We start from the raw sequence: 15,391 nt of genomic DNA, 5'->3' as shown, positions 1-15,391 counted from the left end.
CGGTTCCCGCTCACTACCCGCTCACTACCCTTGGAGTCCATGCGGATCGCACTGGCGCAGATCCAGGCCGGCACCGACCCGGCCGAGAACCTGTCGGTCGTCGGCGACTACACCCGGCGCGCCGCCGAGGGCGGAGCGCGGCTGGTGGTGTTCCCCGAGGCCACCATGTGCCGGTTCGGCGTCCCACTCGACGGCGTCGCCGAACCGCTGGACGGCCGGTGGGCCGACGGGGTGCGGGCCGTCGCCCGGGACGCCGGCATCACGGTGTTGGCCGGGATGTTCGCCCCGGCGCCCGACGGGCGGGTCACCAACACCCTGCTGGCCACCGGCGCCGGCGTGGAGGCGCACTACGACAAGATCCACCTCTACGACGCGTTCGGTTTCTCCGAGTCGCGCACCGTCGCACCGGGACGGGAGCCGGTCGTCATCGACGTCGACGGGACCGGGGTCGGGTTGACGCTGTGCTACGACATCCGGTTCCCCTACCTCTACACCGAGTTGGCCGACCGAGGCGCCCAGGTCATCACCGTCAGCGCCTCCTGGGGTGCCGGCCCCGGAAAACTGGACCAGTGGACGCTGCTGGCGCGGGCCAGGGCCCTGGACGCCGGCTGCTTCGTCGCCGCCGCCGGGCAGGCCTATCCCGGCCCCGAACCGGCGGGGTCAGCCCCGACCGGAGTGGGCGGCAGCCTGGTCAGCTCACCGTTGGGTGAGGTGCTCGCCAGCGCGGGCCGCGACCCGGAACTGGTGCTGTGCGACGTCGACGTCGACTGCGTCGCGACGGTACGCGACACCGTCGGCGTACTGCGCAATCGACGACGCATGGATTTGTAGGGCAGAATCGCGCAGGTGACGAACCCGCCGCAGGGTCAGCCCCCGCGCCAGATCCCCGGCCCGTACCCGGGTCAGATTCCCGGTCCGATTCCGCCCCGGGACCCCTACCCATCCCGATACCAGCCGCCGCCGGGCTTCCCGGAACCGCCCACCCAGCACATCCCGCTGCCGGACACCCGATACCTCCCGACCCCGCCGGGGCCGCCGGCCGGACCTCCGGTCGACGTCGCGCCTCCGGCGCCCGAGCCCGAGCAGCCCCGCCGGGGACTGTTACGCGACCCGCTCTCGGTCGCGCTGATCCTGGTGATCATCGGGGCGCTGGCCCTGGCCGGGCTGCTCGGCGGTGAGTTCTACGCCCGCCACCGGGCCAACGCGATCGTCGCCGACGCCGTCGGCTGTGTGGTGCAGGACAGCGCGAAAGCCTCCTTCGGGGTGCGCCCCTTCCTGCTTCAGCACTTCAGCCACAACTACCGCGACATGCGGGTGGAAACAGCCGGCAACCGGATCCGGGAAGCCAAGGGGATGAAACTGCGGCTGCGCCTCGACGACGTCAGGATGCACCACACCGCCGACTCGGCGGGGACGCTGGGTTCCCTGGACGCCGACGTCACCTGGACGGCCGACGGCATCAAGGAGACCGTGGCCGGCATGCTCCCGTTCATCGGCGGACTGGTCAGCGGCGTCACCCCCGACCCGGCGGCCGGCACCCTGGAAGTGCAGGGCCCGCTGGGCACCGTGACGATCCGGCCCGCCGTGGCCGACGGCGGATTGGCGCTGGGGGTGACGAAGGTGACCGGGCTGGGCTTCAGCCTGCCCCGGGAAACCGTGCAACCGGCGTTGGATGCCTTCACCGGCCAGCTGACCAGGAATCTGCCGATGGGCATCCACGCCGAAAGCGTCGAGGTGACCGACAGCGGGGTGGCGGCGCGGTTCGTGACCCGCGACGCGACCATCCCGAACGCTCAGCAGGATCCCTGCTTCGCCGGACTCTGACGGGACGGCGAACGAACCGGGCTCGGTTCAGCCTTTCTCCGGGCCGCCGGGGTTGCATCCGGTGAGGATCATGGTGTTGTCGTCGACCGCCGGCCGCCAGGATTCGAGGTCCCAACTGGTCTTGCCGGGCTCGGCGAACTCGGCGAACCGCCAGTGGCACAGGAATTGCGACCTGATGGTCGCGGTGTCGGCGTCCGGGGCGAGGGCCACCAACTCGGCCCACGCCTCATCGGTCTGGGCGGCCGTCTTGCTCATCGAACCGGCCACCTCGCGACCCGATGCGGTGGGGTAGACCCGCAAGGTGGGCAGGCCGCTGTAGCTGACCCAGGCAGCGTTGCCGATATAGGGCGGCGGGACGGCACCGTCCGCTGCCGCGGTCGGCGGCAGCGCGATCAGGCTGCATGCGGCCAACACCGGCGCCAGAACCCGTCTCATCTCAACGCGACTTCCCCTGAACCTCAAGAAGTTTGGGCCGCACATCGGCCAGGTACACCCCGGCGGCCACCGCGGCGATGACCATGCCGAAGGAACTGCCCGTCAACAGGCACAGCAGCGCTGAGACGCCGAGAATGCCGAGCCACACCGGCTTGGTGAGTTTGTCCGCCGCGGTGTAGGCGTCCGGGCGTTGCATGGCCGCGTGCACGAAGGCGTACACGGTGGCCGCGAGCACCGCCCAGAACAGCACAGTAAGAACAAGACCCGCCACACCTTGAAGCTTCACACTTCAAGAGTAGGCGGGTCTCGTCCTCAGGGTGGCGACAGGGGTCGCCGAACGCCGGAATTTTACTTCTGGGTGACCTTCTTGGCCGGAGCCTTCTTGGCCGGAGCCTTCTTGACGACCTTCTTGACAGCGGCCTTGGCCGGAGCGGCCTTCCTGGCGACAGCCTTCTTGGCCGGTGCCTTCGCGGCCGGAGCCTTCGCGGCCGGAACCGTGGCGGCCGGTGCCTTCGCGGCCGGTGCCTTCGCGGCCGGAACCGGAAGCTCGACGCCCACCAGTTTGGCGGCCCGCTCACCGACGGCGCGGGTCTGCGCGGAGACATTGCCCAGCGCTTCCTGGGTCAGCTCGACGGCCTGGTCGACGTAACCCTCGACGCGGTCGGCGGCTCCCTTGAACTCGGGCTGGCCCTTGATCCGCTCCAAGGCGGCCTCGCCGCGGGCGACCAGGCCGTTGTAGGTCTCGGTGGCGTCCACCAGGAACTCGTCGGCAGCCTTGCGCAGCTCTTCGGTGGTGAGCTTGCCGCGCAGTTCCCCGGTCCGCTTGGGCAGCTCCTCCTGCAGGCGGGTCAGCGCGGCGCGCCGATCGTCGATGCGTTCGCCGGCCAACTCGGCCCGCTCGCGCAGGGTGGAGACGATCTCGTTGACCGTGGCCAGCGCGAGGTCGGCGGCGCCGACCGCGGCGAGCAGCGGGGTCTTGAGGTCTTCGATGGTGTTCTCGTTCTTGGTCTTCTTCGCCATGATGGCTGCTTTCCTTTCGGTGTTCTCGGGTGAAACGTGGGCGGATGGGAATGCGGGAATGCCCGGTTATCGGATAGGCGTCGCCCCGGGGGGATCGGCCGGGGTGGCGCCCTCGTTCTGCTTGCAGAACGAGGTGTAGATGTCGAGCAGGACGCGTTTCTGCCGTTCGGTGATCGCTGTGTCACCGATGATGGCGTCGTGCACCTGGCCCGGCTGTCCGGGCTCGAGAATTCCGGCCCGCACGTAGAGCACTTCCGCCGACAGCCGCAGGGCCTTGGCGATCTGGCTCAACACCTCCGCCGACGGCTTGCGCAGCCCCCGCTCGATCTGGCTGAGATAGGGGTTGCTGACGCCCGCCCGCTCCGCAAGCTGCCGGACCGAGACCTCGGCGGCTTCCCGCTGGCTGCGGATGAAGCTTCCGATGTCCTGAGCCGCGTTGCTCACAACGGCGGCGAGGTCTGACTCCTGAGCCATCAGTCGCCCCCTCGCCGGAAGGGTTGTCGTTTGCATGTCGACGAAGATCGTAACCAAGGGTGCTAACAATTGCAAGCACTAGCTAGCGCAGGTCAGAAGAGTAGTTGTGCGATCGTGTAGATCACCAGCCCGGCCAGTGAGCCGACGACGGTTCCGTTGATCCGGATGAACTGCAGGTCGCGGCCGACGTGCAACTCGATGCGCCGGCTGGCCTCCTCGGCGTCCCAGCGCTGGATGGTGTCGGTGATGATCGTGGTTGCCTCGCCGCCGTACTGGCCGGCGAGGTGCTGGGCTCCACGCACGATCCAGTCGTCGACCTTGTCGCGCAGTTCGGCGTCGTCGCGCAGCGACTCCCCGATCCGCACCACGGAGTCGGCGATGCGGCCCCGCAGTTCGCTGGCCGGGTCGTTGACACCGTCGAGCACCAACTTCTTGAGGGTCTTCCACGCGGTCTCCGCCGCGCGGGTCACCTCGTCGCGCTCCATGAGTTGCTCCTTGACCGACTCGGCGCGGGCGATCGTCTCGGGGTCGCTCTCCAGGTCGCTGGCGAACTCGAAGAGGAACCGGTTGGCCGACTGGCGCAACTCGTGGTTCGGGTTGCGGCGGACCTTGTCGGTGAAGTCCATCAGCTCGCGGTGGATGCGGTCGCCGAGAAGCTGGTCGACGAACTTCGGCGACCAACTCGGGGAGTCCCGCAGCACCACTCGTTCGATTGTGGGGCCGGCGGTGAGCGCCCACTCGAAGGCCCGATCGGCCAGCAACTGGATCAGCGCCTCCTGCCGGTTCTCGGAGAGCAGTTGGTTGAGCACCCGACCAGCCGGGGGACCCCATTGGGGCTCGGCGAGGCGCTTGACGATGGACCGGTCGATGGCTTGCTGGATGTCCTCGTCGTTGAGCAGTTCGACGCCCACCCGCAGCACCGTCGACGCCTCGTCGGCCACCCGCGCGGCATGGTCAGGCTCGGACAGCCATTTGCCGAGCCGACTGGCGATCTCGGCGTCGCGCAGTTTGGTCTCGACCACCTCCGGGGACAGGAAGTTCTCCCGGACGAATGCGCCGAGCCCCTCCCCCAGCTGGTCTTTCTTGCGTTTGATGATCGCGGTGTGCGGAATCTTCAGCCCCAGCGGATGACGGAACAGCGCGGTCACCGCGAACCAGTCCGCCAGCGCGCCGACCATCCCCGCCTCCGCGGCCGCTCCGACGTACCCGATCCATCCCGGCCCGCCCTGGGACAACGCCCAACGGCACAGCAGGAAGATCACCGTCGCCCCGATCAGGAAGCCCAGCGCCACCGCTTTCATCCGGCGCAGACTGCGGGCCCGCTCGGCGTCGGCCTCCTGGTCGGCTCCGACGAACGATTCGGCAAAGGACGACGCGGTCGGACGCGGGTGTTGGGCGGTCACCACCCCATCATCCCTATTTCGGCGCGGGCGCCGGCGGCGATTCGCCAGCAGCGAGCGCCGGCCGCGCAAAAAGATTTGTGTGTGACCGCCGGTCACAACTTCCCGCCACCCGCCGGTAGACTTCGCGGTGAAGAAGTTTTAGGACGGAGCCGGCGATCGTGACAGACCCTGGAGCACCGGGTGTGCCCGTGCCGGCGCACACGCCGATCAAGACCGACGGCCGAAAGCGCCGCTGGCATCAACACAAAGTGGAACGCCGCACCGAACTGGTGGACGGCGCTCTCGACGCGATCCGCCGTCTCGGACGCGATGTCAGCATGGATGAGATCGCCGCCGAGATCGGCGTGTCCAAGACCGTGCTGTACCGGTACTTCGTCGACAAGAACGACCTGACCACCGCGGTGATGATGCGCTTCACCCAGACAACCCTCATTCCCAACATGGCGGCCGCGCTGGCGTCGAACCTCGACGGCTACGACCTCACCCGCGAGGTGATCCGGGTCTACGTCGAAACCGTCGCCGCCGAACCGGAGCCGTACCGGTTCGTCATGGCCAATTCCTCGGCGAGCAAGAACAAGGTGATCGCCGACTCCGAGCAGATCATCGCCCGGATGCTGGCGGTCATGTTGCGCCGCCGCATGCAGGTGGCCGGCATGGACACCCGCGGGGTCGAACCGTGGGCCTTCCTCATCGTGGGCGGCGTCCAGCAGGCCACCCACTCCTGGATGTCGCACCCCCGAATGACCAGCGACGAGCTGATCGACTACCTGACCATGCTGTGTTGGAGCGCGCTGTGCGGAATTGTCGAGGTGGGGGGCTCGCTGGACCGGTTCCGGTCCGAGCCGCACCCGTCGCCGGTTTTGCCCGGATTGCAACCCACGACCTCTCTCAACTCTTAGGCTTCGGGCCATGGCGAAAGAGCTGTGGACCCACAAACCCTCCGAGGTGCTCCGGTTCCGACCCGGGGACAAGGTCAGCGCCATCGACACCGACTCCAGTCCCGGCTTCAGCGGAAAACGCGAGGACGCCGACCGGATCACCGACGAACGCGGTGAGCAGTTCGCCGAACTCCAGGAGAAGCTGTACGCCAACGGCAGGGAGGGCGACAACCGTTCGGTTCTGCTGGTCCTGCAGGGCATGGACACCGCCGGCAAGGGCGGCATCGTCACCCACGTGGTCGGCGCCGGAAACCCGATGGGAATCGACTACCACAGCTTCGGCAAGCCGACCCCCGAGGAGCGCTCGCACCACTTCCTGTGGCGAATCAACAAGGCACTGCCGCGGGCCGGCCACATCGGCGTCTTCGACCGGTCGCATTACGAGGACGTCCTGGTGGTCCGGGTGCACCAGTTGGTTCCCGCCGACGAGTTGGACCAGCGCTACGACGAGATCAACACCTTCGAGCAGGAGCTCATCGACACCGGAACCTCGGTGGTGAAGGTCGCCATGTTCGTCTCCCTCGACGAGCAGAAGGCCCGGCTGACCGAACGGCTGGAGCGGCCGGACAAGTACTGGAAGTACAACCCGGGCGACCTCGACGAGCGCAAGCTGTGGCCGTCCTACCAGGAGGCCTATCAGGTCATGCTGGACCGGACCTCGACCGAGCGGGCCCCGTGGTTCGTGCTGCCGTGCGACAAGAAGTGGTACGCCCGGCTGGCGGTGACCGAGCTGCTCATCGAGGCCCTGACCGCGCTGAACCTTTCCTGGCCGGAGGCCGACTTCGACGTCGAGGCGGAGCGGAAGAAGGTCGCCGAACTCTGATCGGCGACGGGGTACGGACACGCGCTACTGGCCCTTCACCAGGGTGAACTGCCCGATGTTGGTGATGCCGCGGCGGAAGAAGTCGGCGCATCCGGTCAGGTACTTCATGTACTTGTCGTAGGTCGCCTCGTCCATCAGGGCGATCGCCCGGTCGCGTTCGGCTTCCAGGTTGGCCGCCCACATGTCCAGGGTGCGGGCGTAGTGCGGGCCGAGCAGGTGGGTCCGCTGGAGGGTGAAGCCGGAGTCGTCGGCGAGTCTTTCGATGTCCTCGACAGCCGGCAGCCGCCCGCCTGGGAAGATCTCGTCGCCGATGAACTTCATGAACTTCAGGTCGCTGAGGGTGAGCTTGATCCCGTTGTCGCGGAAGAACTTCTGGGTGTGGGCGAGGATGGTGTGCAGCAGCATCCGACCGTCGCCGGGCAGAAGCGAATGGGCCCGCTCGAAGAACAGCGGATAGCGCTCGACCTTGAAGGCCTCGAATGCCCCGATGCTGACGATTCGGTCGACGGGCTCGTCGAACTCCTCCCAGCCCTGCATCCGGACCTCGATAGTGCGGTCGGTGTCGAGTTTGGCCAGCCGCCGGCGGGCGTATTCCGACTGCGCCTTGCTCAGGGTGATACCGATGACGTTGACGTCGTGGTTCTGAACGGCCCGCTCGAGGCAACCGCCCCAGCCGCAGCCGATGTCGAGAAGGGTCATGCCGGGCTCAAGGTCGAGCTTGCCCAACGCGAGGTCGAACTTGGCGTTCTGGGACTCGTCGAGGGTCATGTCGTCGCGCTCGTAGTACCCACAGGTGTAGCCCATGGTGGGTCCCAGCCACAGTGCGAAGAAGTCATTAGAGACGTCGTATATCGACTGCGACTCCTCGTAGTACGGAGTCAGGTCCGAGTCGAGGTTGGTCATCGACAGCTACCCTTCAAATTCTGATCCGTGCGGCCGGGCCGCTGCCCGATTCCCCGCCCCGCCCGAACGGGCAGACCCGACCAGACCCAAGGTCTTCCGGCCAGGGTAGCCCAACGTTCGGTCTCCGGCCGGATTTATCGAGTCACTTGGCGCCATAGGCGTAGAAGCCCTGACCGGACTTCCTGCCCAGCCGTCCCGCCTCGACCATGCGCAGCAGCAGCGACGGAGGTCCGTAGAGCGGCTCCTTGAACTCCTCGAACATCTTGTCGGCGATCAGCCGAAGAGTGTCCAGCCCGATCAGGTCGGACAACCGCAGCGGCCCCATCGGATACGAGAGGCCGGCGACGACCGCCTTGTCCACGTCCTCCACGGTCGCGACTCCGGCTTCCACCATCCGGATCGCCGACAACAGATAGGGCACCAGCAGGAAGTTGACCACGAATCCGGAGCGGTCGCTGCAGCGCACGACCTGCTTGCCAAGCACCTCACCGGCGAACTGCTCGGCGCGGGCGGCGGCGGCCTCACTGGTGGCCAGGGTGGTCACCAGTTCGACCAGGGGAAGGACCGGCACCGGGTTGAAGAAGTGCAGTCCGAGTACCCGGCCGGGATTCCGGGTGGCGGCACCCAGTTTCATGATCGGGATACTGGATGTGTTCGATGCCAGCACCGCATCGGGATCGGTGACGATCTCGTCGAGTTGGCTGAAGATGCCGGCTTTGATCTTCTCGTCCTCGATCACCGCCTCGATGACCAGCTGGCGGTCGGCCAGATCGGTCAGCGCGGTGGTGAACGTGAGGTTCTTCAAGGCCCGGTCGCGTTCATCTCCGGTGATCTTGCCGGCGGTCACGGCGCGCTCCAGCGACTTGACCATCCGGTCGCGGCCGTTGTCGATCAAGGCCTCGGTGGTGTCGAAGACCACCACACCCGCGCCGGCCCGCGCGCACACTTCGGCGATGCCGCCGCCCATCTGGCCGGCGCCGATCACCCCGACGCGCTCGATTCCTGCTGCAGTCACGTTCTCTCCCAGAAGATTTCGGTATGAGTAGACCCCGCCCGGCGAACCGGGCGGGGTCTGTGCGGGCCTAGTGGAACTGTCCCTCTTCGGTCGAACCCGCCAGAGCGGTGGTCGACGAGTTGGGGTCGACGGTGGTGGCGATCCGGTCGAAGTAGCCGGCACCGACCTCGCGCTGGTGCTTGGTGGCGGTGTAACCGCGGGCCTCCGCGGCGAACTCGCGCTCCTGCAGTTCTACGTAGGCCTTCATCTGCTCGCGGGCGTAGCCGTAGGCCAGGTCGAACATCGAGTAGTTCAGCGCGTGGAAGCCGGCCAGCGTGATGAACTGGAACTTGAATCCCATTGCGCCGAGTTCCTTTTGGAACTTCGCGATGGTGGCGTCGTCGAGGTGCTGCTTCCAGTTGAACGACGGCGAGCAGTTGTAGGCCAGCAACTGGTCGGGGAACTCGGACTTGACGCCCTCGGCGAACTTCCGGGCCAGCTCCAGGTCCGGCGTGCCGGTCTCCATCCAGATCAGGTCGGAGTACGGGGCGTAGGCCTTGGCGCGGGCGATGCACGGCTCGAGTCCGTTCTTCACCTGGTAGAACCCCTCGGCGGTGCGCTCGCCGGTGACGAACGGCTTGTCGCGGTCGTCGACGTCGGAGGTGATCAGGGTGGCGGCCTCGGCGTCGGTGCGGGCGATCACCACGGTCGGGACGTCGGCGACGTCGGCGGCCAAGCGGGCCGAGGTCAGGGTGCGGATGTGCTGCTGGGTCGGGATGAGCACCTTGCCGCCGAGGTGGCCGCACTTCTTCTCCGAGGCCAGCTGGTCCTCCCAGTGCGACCCGCCGACGCCGGCGGCGATCATCGCCTTCTGCAGTTCGTAGACGTTCAGCGCGCCACCGAAACCGGCTTCGCCGTCGGCGACGATGGGCACCAGCCAGTTGTCGATCGAGGTGTCACCCTCGACCTTGGCGATCTCGTCGGCGCGCAGCAGGGCGTTGTTGATGCGACGGACGACCTGGGGCACCGAGTTGGCCGGGTAGAGGCTCTGGTCGGGGTAGGTGTGGCCGGACACGTTGGCGTCACCGGCGACCTGCCAGCCGGACAGGTAGATGGCCTTGAGCCCGCCGCGCACCTGCTGGACGGCCATATTGCCGGTCAGCGCACCCAGGGCGTTGACGAAATCCATGTTGTTGACCTGGTCCCAGAGGATCTCCGCGCCGCGGCGGGCCAGGGTGTGCTCCTCGACGACGCTGCCCTGCAGGGCGACGACGGCGTCGGCGGAGTAGGTCCGGGTGATGCCCTTCCACCGGGGGTTGGTGTCCCAATCGCGCTGGATATCAGCGGCGCTCTTGGGCTTTCCGACGTTGGAAACGGGCATGTGGACTTCTCCTTCTCGTGTCTTCCGGCTTCGTTCTCTCTCGAACGGTGCGTATCTCACCGCGTACCCAGGTCCCCCTTGGGCGCTGTGCCATCGAGACCTTTCCATATCGGATATCCGCAGGTCAAAACGTCGCACCTGGCCGACTTCGGCAGCAGGGGGTCCTAACTTGCCAAGACTGCGAAGTCGGCCGCCCGGGCAGGCGGTCGGCGATTTCAACACGGCAGGTCAATTGCGGTCCGCGCGGGGATCGGCGAAGTCAGAGCGCGAAGATCGCTGCGACGGCTTTCACGTCGTCTCCGACGAGGTATGTGAGCGTTCTCACCGTCCGGTCGGTCAGTTCGGGCCCGAACTTGTCGGTGGAACCGGCCGGGTGAACGTGGGAGAGGATCTCCAGCCTCTCACCGTAGGCCACCGCCACATCGTGCTCGATGGTCACCCGCAGCGGCGCCTCCAGAAGTTCGGGATGCGGGGCGAGGAACTCCTCGACGACCTTCCAGTACACCGAGTTGTTGACATGGTCGAAAAGGTCGATGTCGCTGACCCGGATCGGGAACACCCGGATCTCGTCGGCGTCCTGGCGTGATCCCGGCTTCAGATAGGACTTCCAGCGCACCCGGTTGACGTCGGTGGTCTTCAGCAGGTCTTCCATGAAGTCGTCCCCGATGCGCGCCGGGGTCTGGGCCACTCGGTTGAAGTTGATCCAGAACGCCTCGGTGTCGACGAGTCCGCCCTTACGGCCGTCGATGCGGACCCGCATCTCACACCACCGGTTGGATGCCCCCGAACACCACCGTCGCAGCCGCAACATGTCCTGGAACTCGATCGGGCGGATCAGATCGACCATGGTGCGCCGGACGATCCACAGCGGGTGGGTTTCGTTGTAGCCCAACTCGCGCAGGTGGTCCTGGCCCATGTCCATGATGTGGCGGGTGGCCGCGTCGAGTCGGAGCCGGCCCAACCGGTCGACGTCGGCCGGACGCAGCGGCCACTGCCGATCGAAGACATCCGGGTGCGGGTCCGGAACGGGCATCAGAACCTTGCCCAGACCGGTATTCCCGGTCGCATCGGCTCCCATATCCGCCGATCATGCCAAATGCCCAATCGAAGGGCCAACCACCCGAAGGCCGGTCTCGCGCGCCGGTACGCTGTCCGGACGACCGAGACCTTCGCGGTTCGCGGGTGCGCCGGATGCGCTGAGCGCTTGCGCGAAGAACAGGACCGGAGACACCGATGAGCAACATCGCCCGCATTCCCCCAGGCGGCCGCCGCGAACTCGGCCTGGTCAACTGGATCATCGCCAGGATCGGCGCCCGGTCCATCCGGGCGCCGCGGTTCCACCTGTTCGAGACCATCGGCCAGCACAAGGTGTTCTTCCTCGCCTTCCTGCTGTACTCGGATGGCCTGCTGAACCGCGGCAAGCTGCCCAAGCTCGAGAAGGAGATGGTGATCCTTCGGGTTGGGCACCTCCGCAATTCGGAGTACGAACTGCAGCAGCACCGCCGCCTGGGGCGATCCCGCGGGGTGGACGACGCCCTGCTGCAGCGGATCTTCGAGGGTCCCACCGCCGAGGGACTGACCGTCCGGCAGCGCGCACTGCTGCAGGCCGTCGACGAGTTCGTCCTCGACCGCGAGGTATCGGACGAGACCTACGCGGCGCTCTCGGCGTCCCTGACCCGCCAACAGATCATCGAATTCTGCGCTCTCGCAGGTCATTACGACGGGATCGCGGGCCTTCTGGCCACCCTGCGGATTCCGATGGACTTTCCGGACTGAGTCCCTTACAGGTAGGTCTGCCCAAGGACGATCAGTGTGAAGAGCACCGGCGACACCGGCAGGGCACCGAGGAAAGCGGCCCGGGCGAAGTCCTTGTCTTGATAGCGCCGCCACGACCGCCGTCCCGACACGGCCGCCGCGCCGATCACCACCAGGGAGATCAACAGGACCCAGGTGCTGGTCGCCGAGGAGGCGGCGGCCATGGATATCAGAAGCAGCCAGAGAATGTGGCCGAGCAGCAGACCGCCGACGCCGGCGACGATCACCGGCCTCACTTCGCCACCGTTAGAAATTGATCATGTGGCCGGCGAGGCCGTGGAAGCATTCCTGCAGCGCCTCCGACAACGTCGGGTGGATGTGGACGTTGCGGGCCAGCTCATTGACGGTGAGGTCCCACTTCTGGGCCAGGGTGAGTTCGGGAACCAACTCCGAGACGTCCGGCCCGATCAGGTGCGCCCCGAGCAGTTCGCCGTACTTGCCGTCGGCGATCACCTTGACGAAGCCGGTCGGATCGGCCAGCCCGTGCGCCTTTCCATTGGCGGTGAACGGGAACTTGGCGACCTTGACGTCGTAGCCCTCGGCCTTGGCCTGCTCCTCGGTGAGGCCGAAGCTGGCGACCTGCGGCTGGCAGAACGTCGCCCGCGGCATCATCCGGTAGTCGCCCAGCGTCATGGTCTCCGCGCCGCCGATGGTCTCGGCGGCCACCACCGCCATCGCCTCGGCGACGTGGGCCAGTTGCAGCTTGGCGGTGACGTCTCCGATGGCGTAGATGTGCGGCACGTTGGTGCGCATGTGGTCGTCGATGGCGATGGCGCCGCGGTCGGTCAGCGCCACCCCGGTGGTCTCCAGGCCGTAGCCGGAGACATTCGGCGCGAAGCCGATCGCCTGCATCACCTTGTCGGCCTTCAGTTCCTGGCTCGCGCCGTCCTTGCTGACCACCACGGTGACCGTCGAACCGTCGTCGGCGATCGACTCGACCTTGGTCCCGGTGAGGATCTTCACGCCGAGCTTCTTGTACTGCTTCTCGATCTCCTTGGACACCTCGGCGTCCTCGTTGGGCAGAGCCCGCGGCAGGAATTCGACGATGGTGACGTCGACGCCGTAGTTGACCATCACGTAGGCGAACTCCATGCCGATCGCACCGGCGCCGGCGATGACGATCGAGCGCGGCAGGTCGCGGTCGAGGATCTGCTCCTCGTAGGTGACGACGTTCGCCGACAGCGCGGTGCCGGGGATCAGCCGGGTGCTGCTGCCGGTGGCGATGATCGCGTTGGAGAACGTGACGGTCTCGGTGCCGCCGTCGTTGAGTTGGACCGCGATGGTGTTGGCGTCGCTGAACCTGCCGTAGCCGTTGATCTCGGTGATCTTGTTCTTCTTCATCAGGTAGTGCACACCGGCCACCCGGCCCTCTGCCACCTTGCGGCTGCGATCGAAGGCGGCGCCGAAATCGGCGGTGACCTGGCCGGTGAAGCCGAACGTGGCGGCCTCCTTGGTGACGATGTGCGCCAGTTCCGCGTTGCGCAGCAGCGCCTTGGAGGGGATGCATCCCACGTTGAGGCACACCCCGCCCCAGTACTTGGGCTCGATGACGGCGGTGTTCAGACCTAGTTGCGCGCTGCGGATGGCCGCGACGTATCCGCCGGGACCGGCGCCGAGGGCGACGACGTCGTAGTGGGTCACGGGCTTACCCTAGCCCGAGCGGGGTGCCGGAAAGAGTGGAGTCTTCCGACAACCGGGGCGAAGTCACCCGACGATCGGGCGGGCGATCCATTCGAAGTAGTAGGCGCCGTGCAGAACTGCTGCGGCCGCCATCGACGCCAGCGGTGCGCCCATGAGCGCTATCGCCGATGCGGTCACGTGGGGACGGTTGGGCACCAGCGAGACCAGGAGGCTGGCCACCATGCAGACCGTGAGGTACGCCAGCACGCCGAACACCGGGATGGTCTTGCTCAGCGCGGTGTACCACCAGTAGTAGAAACCCAGGCCTGCTGCGGCCGACACCAGCCACACCCCCGCCAGGATCAGTGCGAACTTCCAGCGCTTGACGAACTGGTAGGCACCCGGGACGACGACGGGATGGGCCGGGACCACCACCGGTTGCATGTGTCCGGTGACCGACGCCAGGAAGGTGTCGGTGTCCACGTTCTCCAGTTCGCTGAAGGCCTGCGGGACGGGGGCCCGCGGCTCGCCGTCGATCGCGTCGAGGACGAGGTTGAGATCGGGATCGACACCGCCCGGAACAGACTCGAGCCGGGGCGCTTCATCGGCGGCCGGTTCCGGGTCGGGGTTGCGCCACTCCGCGGCAGCCCACTCGTCGGAGTCCCATTCCGCTGACGCCCAGTCGCCGTCGGACTGCCCATCCACCGGGTGGACCTCCGCCGATTGGGTTTCCGCCGCTTGGGTTTCCGCCGTCACGGCCTGCAACGGGTCCGGATGCGGTCCGGTGTCGAAGATGGGAGCGTGGTTGGGTTCGGTGTTCGGCGTGGGCTGCGCACCGGTGGCGAACATCGGCGTCAACTGGTGCGGCCCGGTGATCGGCGAGGCGATGTCAGTCACCGGACACCACCTGAAGCAAAAGCAGCACCGACAGCCAACCGGGGGCCATCGCCAGGACGAACGCCCCGGCGGTGGTGACCCATCGGCGTCCGGAGCAGACGACCAGAAGCAGGCCAATCACGCTGGGTATGCCGACGACCAGCGCGACGAGGAGATCAGGGCGGACGGGAACGTCGACCATCATCTTGGCGACGAGCGCGGACATCTGACCCGCGACGCAGCCGAGTAGCAAAGCGCTTGTGAGCAGCCATGCCCTGGGCAGGGGTATCACGGTTTCGACGATACGGTCCGCGGGCCGCCCTACCGGGGATCTGCGTCGGCGTGCCGATCAGGTATTCGGCAAGCCTCCGTCGCGTCCTTCGCCACGACGTCGTCGCGCAGGGCCAGGCGCTCACCGCGCCCGTAATCCGCACCGGTCAGCGGTGGGTCCGCGGCCAGCAACTCGAGTTCGGCCGCGGTGAAGGCCCGGCCGCGGCTGAGAAACCGAACGCCGTCGGGCGCCTCCAGGCTGAATCCGCCACCCCGGCCGGGCACCACGTCGATCACCAACTGGGTGTGCTTCCAGGTCTGGAACTGCGGGCCGGAGATCCACACCGGAGCGCCGGCCAGGACCCCGAGGAGCACGTCGCGGTCACCGACGATGAACTCCCCCGCCGGGTAGCACATCGGCGAGGAACCGTCGCAGCAGCCGCCGGACTGGTGAAACATCACCGGGCCGTGGCGGTCCTGCAGGGAAAGCACCAGTTCAGCGGCGGCGGCGGTGATCAGCGCCCGCGGCGCGCAAGCGCTCATCAGAACCCGACGTTCTTCGCGCAAGCGCTCATCAGAACCCGACGTTCTTCGCGCAAGCGCTCATCAGAACCC

At 67.1% G+C, this 15,391-nt stretch carries 19 protein-coding genes; 5 read left to right on the top strand and 14 right to left on the bottom strand.

Annotated elements, in window-relative coordinates; translation table 11 throughout:
• Positions 1 to 39 precede the first annotated feature (39 nt).
• Positions 40 to 831: a carbon-nitrogen hydrolase family protein gene (locus ADBZ5U_RS01400; RefSeq protein WP_526261604.1), complete on the top strand. Its 792-nt coding sequence runs from the start codon at positions 40 to 42 to the stop codon at positions 829 to 831.
• A gap of 15 nt (positions 832 to 846) precedes the next feature.
• Positions 847 to 1,824, top strand: coding sequence for an LmeA family phospholipid-binding protein (locus tag ADBZ5U_RS01395; RefSeq protein ID WP_526261602.1), 978 nt, complete (start codon positions 847 to 849; stop codon positions 1,822 to 1,824).
• A 27-nt stretch (positions 1,825 to 1,851) separates the two neighbouring features.
• Here the strand turns inward: ADBZ5U_RS01395 and ADBZ5U_RS01390 are convergent, their stop codons facing one another.
• The 5 genes from ADBZ5U_RS01390 to ADBZ5U_RS01370 form a co-directional block, all read right to left on the bottom strand.
• Positions 1,852 to 2,259, bottom strand: coding sequence for a DUF2599 domain-containing protein (locus ADBZ5U_RS01390; protein ID WP_526261600.1), 408 nt, complete (start codon positions 2,257 to 2,259; stop codon positions 1,852 to 1,854).
• A 1-nt stretch (position 2,260) separates the two neighbouring features.
• Positions 2,261 to 2,545, bottom strand: a complete 285-nt coding sequence (locus tag ADBZ5U_RS01385) for a DUF2516 family protein (RefSeq protein WP_526261598.1) — start codon at positions 2,543 to 2,545, stop codon at positions 2,261 to 2,263.
• Between the two features lie 62 nt (positions 2,546 to 2,607).
• Entirely contained in the window at positions 2,608 to 3,279 is a 672-nt protein-coding gene (locus tag ADBZ5U_RS01380) for a heparin-binding hemagglutinin (RefSeq protein ID WP_526261596.1), read from the bottom strand.
• A gap of 66 nt (positions 3,280 to 3,345) precedes the next feature.
• Entirely contained in the window at positions 3,346 to 3,753 is a 408-nt protein-coding gene (locus ADBZ5U_RS01375) for a helix-turn-helix domain-containing protein (protein ID WP_526261594.1), read from the bottom strand.
• 92 nt (positions 3,754 to 3,845) lie between these two features.
• Positions 3,846 to 5,159, bottom strand: a complete 1,314-nt coding sequence (locus ADBZ5U_RS01370) for a DUF445 domain-containing protein (protein ID WP_526261592.1) — start codon at positions 5,157 to 5,159, stop codon at positions 3,846 to 3,848.
• 179 nt (positions 5,160 to 5,338) lie between these two features.
• Here ADBZ5U_RS01370 and ADBZ5U_RS01365 point away from each other — a divergent pair, with 179 nt between their 5' ends.
• Both ADBZ5U_RS01365 and ADBZ5U_RS01360 read left to right on the top strand, forming a co-directional pair.
• Complete coding sequence (locus tag ADBZ5U_RS01365; RefSeq protein WP_526261638.1) at positions 5,339 to 6,055, top strand: TetR/AcrR family transcriptional regulator; 717 nt, start codon at positions 5,339 to 5,341, stop codon at positions 6,053 to 6,055.
• 10 nt (positions 6,056 to 6,065) lie between these two features.
• Complete coding sequence (locus ADBZ5U_RS01360) at positions 6,066 to 6,917, top strand: polyphosphate kinase 2 family protein (RefSeq protein ID WP_526261590.1); 852 nt, start codon at positions 6,066 to 6,068, stop codon at positions 6,915 to 6,917.
• A 24-nt stretch (positions 6,918 to 6,941) separates the two neighbouring features.
• Here ADBZ5U_RS01360 and ADBZ5U_RS01355 read toward each other — a convergent pair whose 3' ends face one another.
• The 4 genes from ADBZ5U_RS01355 to ADBZ5U_RS01340 form a co-directional block, all read right to left on the bottom strand.
• A complete protein-coding gene (locus ADBZ5U_RS01355) occupies positions 6,942 to 7,820 on the bottom strand; it encodes a cyclopropane mycolic acid synthase family methyltransferase (RefSeq protein ID WP_526261588.1) in 879 nt (292 codons plus the stop codon).
• A gap of 142 nt (positions 7,821 to 7,962) precedes the next feature.
• Positions 7,963 to 8,835 (bottom strand): 3-hydroxyacyl-CoA dehydrogenase family protein, encoded by an 873-nt coding sequence (locus ADBZ5U_RS01350; protein WP_526261586.1) that lies wholly within the window; start codon positions 8,833 to 8,835, stop codon positions 7,963 to 7,965.
• Positions 8,836 to 8,902: 67 nt separating this feature from the next.
• On the bottom strand, positions 8,903 to 10,195 hold the full coding sequence (gene aceA, locus ADBZ5U_RS01345; RefSeq protein WP_526261584.1) for an isocitrate lyase: 1,293 nt from the start codon (positions 10,193 to 10,195) through the stop codon (positions 8,903 to 8,905).
• Between the two features lie 259 nt (positions 10,196 to 10,454).
• The gene (locus ADBZ5U_RS01340; protein WP_526261582.1) at positions 10,455 to 11,273 is read right to left on the bottom strand and encodes an acyl-[acyl-carrier-protein] thioesterase; all 819 of its coding nucleotides are present in this window, start codon (positions 11,271 to 11,273) and stop codon (positions 10,455 to 10,457) included.
• A gap of 155 nt (positions 11,274 to 11,428) precedes the next feature.
• On the opposite strand from ADBZ5U_RS01340, the gene ADBZ5U_RS01335 reads away from it, so the two are divergent.
• A complete protein-coding gene (locus ADBZ5U_RS01335; protein WP_526261580.1) occupies positions 11,429 to 11,971 on the top strand; it encodes a carboxymuconolactone decarboxylase family protein in 543 nt (180 codons plus the stop codon).
• Positions 11,972 to 11,976: 5 nt separating this feature from the next.
• Here ADBZ5U_RS01335 and ADBZ5U_RS01330 read toward each other — a convergent pair whose 3' ends face one another.
• The 5 genes from ADBZ5U_RS01330 to ADBZ5U_RS01310 form a co-directional block, all read right to left on the bottom strand.
• Positions 11,977 to 12,246 (bottom strand): hypothetical protein, encoded by a 270-nt coding sequence (locus ADBZ5U_RS01330; RefSeq protein WP_526261578.1) that lies wholly within the window; start codon positions 12,244 to 12,246, stop codon positions 11,977 to 11,979.
• Between the two features lie 10 nt (positions 12,247 to 12,256).
• Entirely contained in the window at positions 12,257 to 13,651 is a 1,395-nt protein-coding gene (gene lpdA / locus ADBZ5U_RS01325) for a dihydrolipoyl dehydrogenase (protein ID WP_526261576.1), read from the bottom strand.
• A 63-nt stretch (positions 13,652 to 13,714) separates the two neighbouring features.
• Positions 13,715 to 14,527, bottom strand: a complete 813-nt coding sequence (locus ADBZ5U_RS01320; RefSeq protein WP_526261574.1) for a hypothetical protein — start codon at positions 14,525 to 14,527, stop codon at positions 13,715 to 13,717.
• A complete protein-coding gene (locus tag ADBZ5U_RS01315; RefSeq protein WP_526261572.1) occupies positions 14,520 to 14,798 on the bottom strand; it encodes a putative holin in 279 nt (92 codons plus the stop codon). The genes ADBZ5U_RS01320 and ADBZ5U_RS01315 overlap by 8 nt, the downstream gene beginning before the upstream one ends.
• A 29-nt stretch (positions 14,799 to 14,827) precedes the next feature.
• Complete coding sequence (locus ADBZ5U_RS01310) at positions 14,828 to 15,319, bottom strand: DUF779 domain-containing protein (protein WP_526261570.1); 492 nt, start codon at positions 15,317 to 15,319, stop codon at positions 14,828 to 14,830.
• Positions 15,320 to 15,391: the final 72 nt, after the last annotated feature.

The organism is Mycobacterium sp., from assembly GCF_040398885.1.
Lineage (GTDB): Bacteria > Actinomycetota > Actinomycetes > Mycobacteriales > Mycobacteriaceae > Mycobacterium.
This window is presented reverse-complemented; position numbering and strand designations above follow the sequence as displayed.